The organism is Paenibacillus sp., from assembly GCF_048976745.1.
In the GTDB taxonomy this organism is placed as follows: Bacteria; Bacillota; Bacilli; order Paenibacillales; family Paenibacillaceae; genus Paenibacillus.
Genome location: NZ_JBHGUU010000024.1, coordinates 677,216 through 689,081, shown reverse-complemented (window position 1 = coordinate 689,081; position 11,866 = coordinate 677,216). Strand labels below are relative to the sequence as shown.

General features: G+C 48.1%; 10 protein-coding genes. 6 read left to right on the top strand and 4 right to left on the bottom strand.

The features are described 5' to 3' along the window. Both ACE3K2_RS29195 and ACE3K2_RS29190 read left to right on the top strand, forming a co-directional pair. Positions 1 to 557, top strand: a 557-nt coding sequence (locus ACE3K2_RS29195) for an adenosylcobinamide-GDP ribazoletransferase (protein ID WP_421898472.1), incomplete at its 5' end; no start/stop codon positions are given. A gap of 127 nt (positions 558 to 684) precedes the next feature. After that, positions 685 to 2,229 (top strand): cobyric acid synthase, encoded by a 1,545-nt coding sequence (locus ACE3K2_RS29190; RefSeq protein WP_421898525.1) that lies wholly within the window; start codon positions 685 to 687, stop codon positions 2,227 to 2,229. A gap of 139 nt (positions 2,230 to 2,368) precedes the next feature. Here ACE3K2_RS29190 and ACE3K2_RS29185 read toward each other — a convergent pair whose 3' ends face one another. Further along, positions 2,369 to 4,069 carry a methyl-accepting chemotaxis protein gene (locus ACE3K2_RS29185; protein ID WP_421898469.1) on the bottom strand — a complete coding sequence of 567 codons (1,701 nt, stop codon included), beginning with the start codon at positions 4,067 to 4,069 and terminating at the stop codon, positions 2,369 to 2,371. A gap of 353 nt (positions 4,070 to 4,422) precedes the next feature. Here ACE3K2_RS29185 and ACE3K2_RS29180 point away from each other — a divergent pair, with 353 nt between their 5' ends. The 3 genes from ACE3K2_RS29180 (at position 4,423) to ACE3K2_RS29170 (ending at position 7,360) form a co-directional block, all read left to right on the top strand. Continuing rightward, a complete protein-coding gene (locus tag ACE3K2_RS29180) occupies positions 4,423 to 5,820 on the top strand; it encodes an L-cystine transporter (protein WP_421898466.1) in 1,398 nt (465 codons plus the stop codon). Positions 5,821 to 6,106: 286 nt separating this feature from the next. Beyond that, positions 6,107 to 6,790: a queuosine precursor transporter gene (locus tag ACE3K2_RS29175; protein ID WP_421898463.1), complete on the top strand. Its 684-nt coding sequence runs from the start codon at positions 6,107 to 6,109 to the stop codon at positions 6,788 to 6,790. A gap of 216 nt (positions 6,791 to 7,006) precedes the next feature. Continuing rightward, positions 7,007 to 7,360 (top strand): hypothetical protein, encoded by a 354-nt coding sequence (locus ACE3K2_RS29170; RefSeq protein WP_421898460.1) that lies wholly within the window; start codon positions 7,007 to 7,009, stop codon positions 7,358 to 7,360. 247 nt (positions 7,361 to 7,607) lie between these two features. On the opposite strand, the gene ACE3K2_RS29165 is transcribed toward ACE3K2_RS29170, so the two are convergent. Then, positions 7,608 to 8,696 carry a M24 family metallopeptidase gene (locus tag ACE3K2_RS29165; protein WP_421898457.1) on the bottom strand — a complete coding sequence of 363 codons (1,089 nt, stop codon included), beginning with the start codon at positions 8,694 to 8,696 and terminating at the stop codon, positions 7,608 to 7,610. A 271-nt stretch (positions 8,697 to 8,967) separates the two neighbouring features. On the opposite strand from ACE3K2_RS29165, the gene ACE3K2_RS29160 reads away from it, so the two are divergent. Beyond that, the gene (locus tag ACE3K2_RS29160; RefSeq protein WP_421898454.1) at positions 8,968 to 10,179 is read left to right on the top strand and encodes a PQQ-dependent sugar dehydrogenase; all 1,212 of its coding nucleotides are present in this window, start codon (positions 8,968 to 8,970) and stop codon (positions 10,177 to 10,179) included. A gap of 324 nt (positions 10,180 to 10,503) precedes the next feature. On the opposite strand, the gene ACE3K2_RS29155 is transcribed toward ACE3K2_RS29160, so the two are convergent. Together ACE3K2_RS29155 and ACE3K2_RS29150 are read right to left on the bottom strand one after the other, a co-directional pair. Beyond that, the gene (locus tag ACE3K2_RS29155; protein WP_421898451.1) at positions 10,504 to 11,262 is read right to left on the bottom strand and encodes an MBL fold metallo-hydrolase; all 759 of its coding nucleotides are present in this window, start codon (positions 11,260 to 11,262) and stop codon (positions 10,504 to 10,506) included. Between the two features lie 29 nt (positions 11,263 to 11,291). Continuing rightward, positions 11,292 to 11,834, bottom strand: coding sequence for a hypothetical protein (locus ACE3K2_RS29150; RefSeq protein WP_421898448.1), 543 nt, complete (start codon positions 11,832 to 11,834; stop codon positions 11,292 to 11,294). Positions 11,835 to 11,866: the final 32 nt, after the last annotated feature.

Genomic DNA, 11,866 nt, shown 5'->3' with positions numbered 1-11,866 from the left:
AAGACAGCCGTGTGGGCGCCATGGGCGTGATCGCCTGCGTCTTGCTGCTGATGATGAAAGCGGCGCTGATCGCCGATTTTATTGCCCGGGGCCACTGGGTGTACGGTGCGCTGCTGATCCTGCCCATGATCTGGAGTCGCTGGTTCATGGTGTATGCGATGTCGGCCTGGCCGAATGCACGTGGAGACGATGGACTTGCTGTCTTGTTCAAAGGTCTCGGTGAGCGGAAGGAAGTCCAGCGTGCACGCAGCTCAGCCGTGGGCCTGACCTTGATCGCAGGTGCAGTTACGTATGCCGCAGTGTGGCTTTTCAAGCCGGATATGGGGATAGCAGATGCGATGGTGAGTGGTCTGGGAACACTGCCATGGTGGTTATACCCGGTAACGGCAGTCATTATACTGCCTGTGGCGTGTTATTATATCGGCCGATTCGTGGCTGCCCGGATCAGTGAACGGCTGGGCGGTCTAACCGGGGATACGTATGGTGCCATGAATGAGCTGCTGGAGGCGGCTTTGTTGACCGTGCTGAGCGTGCTTCAAGGACTGTTCTGGCTTTAACTTTTGAAATATGAAGCAGTATGGTAAGCGTTGCACATGAGGTAGGGAGCAAGATGATCCGGATAATAACACGGAGACAGGGGGAGAGCGCGTGGAAGATAGGCCATCACAACCAGCGGCGGTACTGATGCTGCAAGGAACGGCTTCCGATGTAGGCAAAAGTGTCATCACAACGGCATTGTGCCGGATTTTTAAACAGGATGGCTTCAAGCCTGCTCCGTTCAAGTCACAGAATATGGCACTGAATTCCTATGTGACGGAAGATGGCAAGGAGATCGGTCGGGCTCAGGGGGCGCAAGCCGAAGCCTGCAGTATTGAGGCGACTACCGACATGAACCCGATCCTGATCAAGCCCGTACGGGACATGCATTCGCAGATCGTGGTACACGGTGTACCTTTTGCCCAGATGAGTGCTTCGGACTACCGTCAGCATTTCCTGCCAGAAGCAAAGCAGACGGTTATGGATGCGTTGAACCGGTTGCGGGATACCTATGATATTGTGCTGATGGAAGGGGCGGGCAGTCCAGCCGAGATCAATCTGAAGGATCGGGATATCGTCAACATGAATCTGGCAGGCTGGGCCGATGCGCCGGTGATTCTGATCTCCGATATTGATCGGGGCGGGGTGTTTGCTTCCATCGTAGGTACGCTGGAACTGCTGGAACCGCATGAAGTGGCTCGTGTCAAAGGCTTCATTATCAACAAGTTCCGCGGTGATCTGTCCCTGTTGCAGCCAGGACTGGATTGGCTCGAAGAACGGACAGGCATTCCAGTATTAGGTGTATTGCCTTACATAAGAGATATTCAGATTGAAGCGGAGGATTCAGTGGTGCTGGACTCCATGCGTCATGGGAAATCCGGCAAAACCGAGCTGGATCTGGCGGTGATCCGATATCCGCGAATTTCCAACTTTACAGACTTTGATGCACTCTCCCGTGAACCGGATGTGAATGTGCGTTACGTGACCTCGCCAGAGGAATTGGGCAGTCCGGATGCCATTCTTCTACCGGGTACGAAGGATACCATAGGTGACCTGGCATTTCTGCGTGAGTCCGGGCTCGAGCAGGCAATTTCCAGCCAGACCGAGCGTGAGCATGTTCAACTCGTAGGCATATGTGGGGGATACCAGATGTTGGGACTTCATTTGAAGGACCCGTTTGCTGTGGAGGCGAATCAGATCCAGGAAGCGAAGGGACTTGGCTGGCTCCCGCTATCAACAACGTTTCTTCAGAACAAACAGACGGTGAGGGCTTCTGGACGGATGCAGCCTAATCATCCCATTCGTCTGTGTGGTGAGCGAGATGTAACAGATGCTTCATTACCTGTTAACGGATATGAGATTCATATGGGCGTTACGGAGTGCCACGATCCTGAACGTGTAACCGCGTTGTTTGAAATCTCACATCCAGGTAGTCAACCTTTCCTGGAGGGCTGGGGCACAACGGATGGCAGGGTATGGGGAACTTATCTGCATGGTTTGTTTGAAAGTGATCAATTCCGACGTTCATGGCTGAATGGTTTGCGTGCAGGAAAAGGACTGGCCCCGCTTCAGGAGACATACAGTGCGCTTGAACGTAAAGAGATGGAGTTCGATCGGGTAGCTGAATCATTGCGCTCGGCATTGGATATGAAGCGCGTATACGAGATTATGGGTGTTCAGGCACCGGAGTGAGCAAGAGAACAGAGTAACAAATACCCCCATGTCCAACAACCCGTTTTCTAGAAACGGAATGTTAGCGGCATGGGGGTATTGTATATCCTATGATTAAATGTGGTTTAAATCTGGTGATGATGGGGTAATGGTTTACCCGTTAGTTTATTTTGAATCTCTTCATAGCAGATTGCAGCTCTACAGCTTGTTCATGCAGATGACGAACCGTATTGGAATGGGAATCCATCTCACTGAGTTGAAGATCTGCTGTCGAAGCGATCTGCAACATGCTCTCACGGGATTTGGACGTAATCTGTGCCGTTTCTTCCACGGACGCACTCACTTCTTCTGCACCAGCGGATACTTGCTCTGTCGAAGCAGAGACGGTCTGAATGGTCAGGTTGACGTTCTGGATCAATTCATTCAGTTGCTGGAAGGCTGAACCTGCTTGTTGAACAACAGTTGTACCTGAACCAATCTCTTGGGTTACACGGTTCATGGCATCAACGGAGCGTTCGGCATCTTCACGAATGGTGCCCAGGTAATCCGAGATTTCCTCTGTGGCTGTCTTGGATTGTTCAGCAAGTTTGCGAACTTCTCCGGCAACAACAGCGAATCCACGGCCATGCTCTCCGGCACGTGCTGCTTCAATGGAGGCGTTAAGGGACAGCATGTTAATCTGTTTGGTAATTTCAAAAATGGAAGCAACAATGGTGCCGATGGCTACCGAACGTTCATTCATGGTTTCCACATAGCGCAGCGATTCACTTGCTGTCTGGCCTACACGTTCCATCTGTTCAACGGCATTCTGAGCCAGTCGGTTACCGTTAACTGCTTCGCTCGCTGCATCACTAATCTGCTCGGATACTTCGGCAGAAGATGAAGCAATATGCATGATGCCCTGTGTGATTTCTTCCATAGCTCTGGCGTTCTCGGATGCGCTGGACGCAATGCTGATGCTTCCTTTTTCTGCATCTTCTGCTGAGCGGCTGGAGTTCCGAACCATACCGGACATCGATTCAACCCGTTGAAGTAAGTCATTAGAGCCTGATACAACTTCATTGGACGTAGACAAGGCACGGCTGATCATTTCTTTCAGGTTATGCGTCATCGTCTGGAAGCTTGCGGCAAGCTGGGCAATTTCATCTTTGCCTTTGATCTGGAGTTCAGCGGTCAGGTCACCTTGAGATATTTGTTTACTATGTTGGACAAGCTTGATGATCGGTTTGGTTACTCTTTTGATCATACTAGTGGAGATAAGCCAGCCGAGCACGAAGACTAGGGCTGTAATCCCAAGACATAGCCAGAAAATCTGGGTAATCTTATCCTGAATGAATTGGGCATCCATGCTTACAGCCATAATCATGTTACTTCCTGCAATTGGAATGAATGCTGCCTTATGTACACCGAAGGAATCGGAATAGACTTCACTGATGACCATTTCTTTGCTCTCGATAGCTGCATTCATTGCTGGGTCTATCTTAATCTCATCCTGGGCCTTCATGCCTGAGGAAGAGTTGGCCACAACAACTTGGGCTGAACCGTCCTGTATAGCAACAACGTATGCGGCATCAAGGTTGTGTTCTTTTGCTTTATCGGCCAGATATGATTCTACGGTCATGGCAGCACCTTCAGAACCGGCTCCGCCACTCTGTACCTGCAGGATTTTGGATGCCGAAGTGTTCTTGTATATATCCTGAATGGACGTGTTTAGGACTTTGTCAAACTGCGGTAACACGTAGCTTTGAATAATATTCATCGATACCGCATAAAAACTAATACTGAACAACAGGGAAGCAACCAGCAGAACGAGGAACAATGTACCTCTGATTTTACCGGCAACGGTTCCATTACGAAACATATGATCATCCTTTCACGTCAAGTTCATTAACATTGTCGCTTTTCCGTATTCACAAGACCTTTCTACCGATGAAGAAAGACCTAAATTATTCATTGAGAGAACTTGGGAATAAGCGGATATACCTATATTACAAAATTAACCGGGGGTTGAATAGAACAATTTTCACGATTGGTGTATTTTTTTCAGAAATAGATGAATTTGTTACATGCATATTACATAATATCAATTAATACCTACCAGAATAGTTTGTTATATGGTATATTGTAAAATGTCTTTGTCGGAAGTACAAAAGATAATAGAAAAAAAATCGGATATGATCCGGTTACACACATACCTGAGGAGGATTTAAAGAAATGGATACGTTTCTAGTCATATTAAATGTAGTGGTTATGCTTGCCTTGCTTGGCATCCTCTACTGGATGCAGAAAAAGCATATCTCCTTTACGAAACGCGTATTTGCGGGTCTGGGACTGGGGGTTGTGTACGGGGTTATTCTTCAATTGGTGTACACATCAGGTTCTGATGTCGTTACGAAATCAGTCGATTGGTTCAATCTGGTCGGTTCAGGATATGTTCGTTTGTTGCAAATGGTCGTGATCCCATTGATCATGGTGTCGATCATCTCTGCGATTATGAATCTGAAGGGCAAGCAAAATCTCGGCAAGATGAGTGTTTCCATTATTGCCATCCTTTTGATCACCACAGCGATTGCCGCAGGGGTCAGCATTGTCACCAGTCTGGGCTTCAATCTGACTTCCATTGAGATTCAAGGAGGAGAACGGGAGAATGCGCAGATTCAGAAAGTGGAGGAACGGCTTGTTGATGTGAAGGATCAGACCATCCCGCAGCAAGTACTGGAATTCATTCCTTCGAATCCATTTGCAGATATGACAGGAGAACGTCGTACATCCACACTGGCGGTGGTTATCTTCTCCGCGTTCATCGGTGTAGCCGTACTTGGACTGGATCGCAAAAAACCTCAGCAGGCGGAGACGTTCCGCGGTATGGTTAATGCGGTATATGCGGTGGTTATGCGGATTGTTACGCTGGTGCTGAGGCTTACGCCTTACGGGATTTTAGCACTGATTACAAAGGTCACGGCGACAACCAATGCGGAAGAGATATTAAAACTCATCAAATTCGTGATTGCGTCTTATGTCGCGCTGGCGATCATGTTTATTATTCACCTGATCATTGTTGCTCTGTCCGGGTTCAACCCGATCACGTATGTGAAAAAGGTGCTGCCAACGCTGGTATTTGCCTTTACGTCCCGTTCAAGTGCAGCGGCGATCCCGCTGAATGTGGAGACACAGACGAAGAAACTTGGCGTATCGGATGGTATTGCGAACCTGTCTGCAAGCTTTGGGGCTACGATTGGGCAAAACGGCTGCGCCGGGATCTATCCGGCCATGCTGGCGGTGATGATTGCTCCTACGGTCGGCATCGACCCGCTGAGCTGGGACTTCATTGTGACTTTAATCCTCGTAGTCATGATCAGTTCGTTTGGTGTGGCTGGCGTTGGCGGCGGGGCAACCTTCGCTTCCCTGATCGTATTGTCCACCATGAATCTGCCTGTGGCTCTGGTTGGACTACTCATTTCCGTGGAGCCGCTGATCGACATGGGTCGTACAGCGCTTAACGTGAACGGGTCGATGACATCAGGACTCGTAACGAGCAAAATTTTGAAGGAAAACGATCGTGACACGTTTAACGATCAGAGCCGTGAGCTGGATTCTGCGGCTCACGTGTAAGCTGGGGCGGGGCCTTGCGCCGCAGCTCTTGCAAGAGATGAGCAGACGCTTAGCTAAGTGAGCGTGTTGCAAGAGATGACGCTGAGCCGTCCTTCGGAGAACTCCGGAGGGCGGCTTTTGCGCATGTCATTACGCCGGAGCGTGCGGCAGGGCACGGGGGCGGGAGTCTTTTTTCAATAGACAAGGGGCAGGAGATGTGATAGAGTATTCATGTTTTGGCCCTGAGCCAAACCGCGGTTCGTAACCATCCCGCGTAATCAAAACTAGGAAGGCAGTGTATGTATTTATGTTTAACTTAGGGTGGGGAGCGATTTTTGTTCTCGTAACTTATGGATTTTTCCTGTTGTGTTACCGCTTGTTCGGTAAAAAAGGTCTCTATGCCTGGATTGGTGTGGCTACGGTTATAGCCAACATTCAGGTGACCAAAACGATAGATATTATGGGTATTGTACTGACGCTTGGCAACACGATGTATGTCAGCATGTACCTGACCAGTGACCTGCTCAATGAGAAATATGGACCAGGTGAGGCACGCAAAGCCGTATGGTTTGGATTCTTCACACTCATCATGACGACGGTTCTGATGCAGATGGTTTTGTTCTTTGAACCGGCACCGACGGACTTTGCACAGGAATCGATGGCGAAGTTGTTCGGTCTGCTGCCACGTCTGGCACTCGGAAGTCTGACCGCCTATTTCATCAGTCAGTTTCTGGATGTACGATTATACTCCTGGCTGCGCAAGGTTGCCCCAGGGCGCAATCAGTTGTGGATACGCACGAACGGTAGTTCGATCATCAGTTCATTTGTGGATACACTGGTGTTCTGCACGATCGCATTTGCGTTCATCTATCCTTGGGATGTTTGGCTGGAAATCTTCCTGACGACGTATATTATCAAATTCGTGTTGACTGCGGTTGGAACACCGTTCCTGTATGCTGCACGCAGCTTTAAGTTTAAGGATGAAGCTTAGACAATATTCAAAGAGGATCATTTAAAATCACCCTTTGCGCAGTCATTTGTAATTCCGACTCTGCAAGGGGATTTTTTATAGAAAACACATTTCCCCGAAACAAGAAAACCCTTTTTACATTATTATGAAAAAGTTATAATATAAACGACCTGTCGTTTATGAGCGTATATCATTTATCATTAGCCAACAATGACTTCAACCAAAGGGGAATCGCACATGTATTCTACACTGCGTTATACACTGGAAAGCAATGGCACAACCTATGAGAATGTTAGTATTAATGCCTCGTTATTGGTTGATTTGATCACCAATCTGGAATTGCAGGACTACGTAGTACTTGTACCTTCGGAGCTGGTGAAGGGAAGTATGTATATGCAGGCGGCTGCGCTTGAGGAACCAGGGCAGATGGTGGCGGAGATTCGTTTGCAGGAAGGTGAGGACGGTTTCCGGCATTACAGCTACAGCACAGCAGATCCGACTGCGATTATTCAATGGTTTCTGGATTATTGGGGGAAGCAACAGCTGCCACAGCTGGAATCTTGGCAGGATATCACACATGAGTTCGACTAAGGGTAAATGAGTGAGCAGGAATAAGATTACGTAGAATGCAGACGGAGTAATTCAGGATATGCTTCGTATTAATTACAATCCCGCAACCCATGATATTTATGGATTTGCGGGATATTTGCGTTTGCGTGTGTACTTTATATTATTGAAGATACAGTTCAGCACAGTTTCGTGCAGTGTAGTTCATGATGCATAATATTGGCTGAGCATTAATGTATATGAGGCTGTTTTTGACATAATCACAATTGGACTAGTCGGTAAGGATGTGCAGTTCTTTCGGAAATGTTGTCAGAACTTCAACACCTGTCTCGGTTACAATGACATCATCCTCAATACGAACGCCGCCTGCTGCGGTATAGATGCCCGGTTCAATTGTGAATACGGTACCTTCATTCAGGATGTCCATATTCTCCCCATGGAGAGAAGGATACTCATGTACGTCAATACCCAGTCCATGGCCTACTCTATGCATAAAGCGCTCTCCGTATCCGGCTTCTTCCGTGACCTGGCGTGCTGCACGATCGACTTCAGCGCAGGTGATGCCTGGTCTCACGATTTGGATAGCGGCTTCGTTTGCTGCGAGCACCGTGTTATAGATGGTTTTGAGTTCAGGTGAGATGTCACCAAAGGCGAATGTACGCGTGATATCCGAGGCATACCCTCCAGCATACACACCCATGTCAAACATCAACAGGTCACCATGTTGCAGTTTCCGTTCACCCGGTGTACCGTGTGGCAGACCTGTTTTGGGTCCCGTAAGCACCATGGTATCAAAAGAAGGGCCATCGGCACCCAGTTTTTTCATCTGATACTCCATCTCGGCAACAAGTTCAATCTCGGTTACGCCTGCACGAACATGAGTGAGGCCTTGACGAAGAGTTTCTTCGATCAGGTGAATGGCATGGCGAATGCGAGCTACTTCATCTGGTGTTTTTTTCACACGTAATGTGCGAAGCAAGGGGCCCACATCTTCAAAGCTGGCAGCACCCAGAGCGGCAGTAAGCTGCTCATAACGTGCAACCGTCACGTATTCTTTTTCGAGACCGACTCGGCCCAAACGCCCTTGATAACGATCAAACAAAGCATACGGATTATCCGTATCCGTGTGAGTCGCAATGTTGGATACCGAGGAAGCGGCTGCGGCAGCTTCAGCGTCCAGTGCGGGTACAATCAACAGGGGCTCTTCGCCGCGTGCGAGAACCAGACCAAGGAAGCGTTCATGCGGATTGCTTGCAAATCCAGTTAAATAGTAGATATGTTTCGGATCTGTGATCAGCATGGCGTCCAATCCTTGCCCGGACAGATCGGCTTCAAGTCGAGATAAAGGGTTTTGATTCATAAGTGTAGTTGTCCACCTTTCCATTCATACTATCTTTCTATTATAAAAGAATATGATGGAATTCCAAACTGCAGTGATTTCATGTCCTCGGAATCCCTTGAATTCTCGGTTTAAGCGGCTGGTGTGAAGGGTAATACAGGGCGAAACCGCTATACATGAATAATAGCATCACAACTATATAGAACAACATTAGAACAGCACATTAACAATACGTTGAAGTTTGGCTTCGTTATTTTATACAAAAGAACGATATGTGAAGGGAGATGTCATCATGAATAATCGAGTAAACGTTCCGCTGTATGCTTCATTATTAAGTGTGGCACTGTTAACAGCGTCATGTACTTCAGGCGAACCCTCTACGGTAGGAACAGAGCAGTCGTCTCAAGGGCAGGGAACGGGTCAAGGACAGACCGCCAACGGAGGAAATAACAGTACAAATGAGAACGACAGTGGAGCGCAGGGTGAGGCGGTTATTCCGTATCAGGCTTCCGTTCTGGTAGAAGGATTGAATGCACCATGGGAGATTGTAAGTGTGCCTGATGGTCGGATGTTTGTAACGGAGCGCCCTGGTGCAATTCGGATTATTGAGGATGGAAAACTGGCCCCTGAACCACTGATTGAATTCTCAGCTCCGTTTAATGAAGAAGGTGAAGGTGGTCTGTTGGGTCTGGCAGCTGATCCTGACTTTGAGGAGAACGGTTACTTGTATGCATACCATTCCTATCTGGAAGGTGACGACATTGCCAATAGGGTGTTACGACTCAAGGTGAATGATGGCAAAGCCGTCATAGACAAAGAACTGCTCGGTAACATTCCGGGCGGAACGAATCATAACGGTGGGCGGATCAAGATTGGTCCGGACCAATTGCTTTATATCACGACAGGTGAGCGGTATGAACCGGAGCTGTCCCAGAATGAAGATAGCCTTGGGGGTAAAATATTGCGGATTGGTCTCGACGGATCGATCCCTGCAGACAACCCATGGCCGAATTCGCCTGTATATAGTATGGGACACCGCAACGCACAGGGACTGGCATGGAATCCGGACAACGGTTATCTCTATGCCACGGAGCATGGTCAGCGGAATCATGATGAGATTAACCGGATTGTAGCTGGTGAGAATTACGGCTGGCCTGAGGTGGAGGGCGACGATGATGACAATGGCGCATATCAGACTCCGCTCGCACATAGTGGGAATGATACATGGGCACCGTCTGGTGTAGCTTTTGTTGAAGAAGGACCATGGGCCGGATCACTGATTGCCGCGAATCTGCGTGGAGAGCAGTTGCTGAAGGTCACTCTTTCGGAAGATGGCACGCAAGTAGAGAAGGTGGAACCGATCTTCGAAGATGAGTGGGGTCGTATTCGCAATGTGAGTGCTGGCGAGGATGGAAAGTTATACGTGCTTACGAACAATCGGGATGGACGAGGATCGCCACGAAATGGGGATGACAAGTTGATTGTACTTACTCCGGAGAGCTGAGTCGGGATTCAGGGGGGAGATACTGTGCACATGCAGTGGTGTAATTTAGTGGTGTAATGTAAGATACTGCGTGCATACCATGCGCATGTCGTGCTCAATAGGAGCTGCCATACGGTCAACCCCAGTGCAGTAGTAGAAGTGCGTAGTAATTAATTTAAGGAGCTGTCCCATCAAGCTCATGGCTTATGGGACAGCTCCTTAATTGTAATGTATGTTTCATTCTAATCTTGAATGAGCTACAACGAACAATGCTGCACGAAGAGAAACAGTGTTAATTAGGATGCTTGTGTCATTCCAAAACACTTACAAGTTCACTTTTTATTCCTACTCTGCGCTCTCAGAAAGTGTGGCAATACGCTGAACCGGATCGTTCGTGTACTCTCCACCGTGATAACAGAGAACCTTATTGAGCGTAAAATCTGTCAGTTTCTTCAGGCTTCGCATTGCTTCGGGCATGTCCGGTGTCGCAGGTGGCGCAGGGCCAACCAGTTCGTCATCAACCACACGAAGTTCATCGGCAGCGAGCAGGAACTGTTGCTCTCCGAAATACAAGCAGATATGACCTGGGGTATGTCCCGGTGTATGAATGACTTGTGTGCCTCCTTGCAGGGGTAACAGGTCTCCGTCTGCAAGCGTTCTGCTGATGTTCACTTCGGGCAGCTGCAAGAGTAGCTGGTCTGCCAATGCCAAAACGGGCGCGGGCAGCAAAGCACGACGTTCAGGAGTGAACTTGATCAAAGGTTTCTCACCTGTTAGATATGGAATCTCATCGGCATGTGCCCAGATTTCCAGATCGGGAATAGCATCCAGAAGAGCGCCCAGATTACCGATATGATCGATGTCCTGATGGGTAATAATCACACGTTTGACGTCCGAGAGCTGTACGCCCTCGTGTTCCAATGCGGATTGAAGTTCAGCAAATTGGCCAATCATGCCTGTATCCACCAAGGTAATGCCATCTTCATCACGAAGCATGACGGGGAAGATGGGGCTGTTCCCGGAAGGTGTGGGAATCTGGAGATTTAGCACAGTGATCGAAGTGGTTGGTTGGCTCATGGTGATCCGGACTGTAGTCCGGTACACCTCCTTTTCTTTTTTAGCGATGATTGTTGTTATTCAGGGCGATTATATTTTAAGTGTTTTCTATATTTTTTTACCGTATGGAGTAATGTTTCGAACGTTTCTTCTTCATTACTGCCATCCTTAACGATGGAGACAAACGAGAAGTTATCATGAACAAGTTTGTTCCTCGTCTGAAACACCTGGATAAGGGCTTCAGCGAAGTGTTCTTTTTCGGATTCCAGAGCAATGAATTCTTTACTCAGTTCGACTTGAATAATCTCCATGTTGGAGCGCGCACGATAGGCAGGAGTTTTCATCAGCTGGGTCGAATTAAACTTTTTCTGATATACGTCTCTGTACAGTTGATGTAACATTTGTTCAATAATGGCGCATAGTTCGATGACCAGTGAAGCATATCTGCGGTTTTTGCGTTTTCGGGTTAGCTCACGTGTTTCTTCTTTGTCCAAAATCCCGTATTTATCATACAGCGTAGAATCAACGTTCTGCAAGATTTCCTGATATTCCTGTTCGAGTAGTGCGATTTCAAGTTTGGCTTGTTTTTTAACTTTTTTAAAATCTTCTTTGGTCAGCATACTTGTCCTCCCATGGAAACCGAGATGTGATC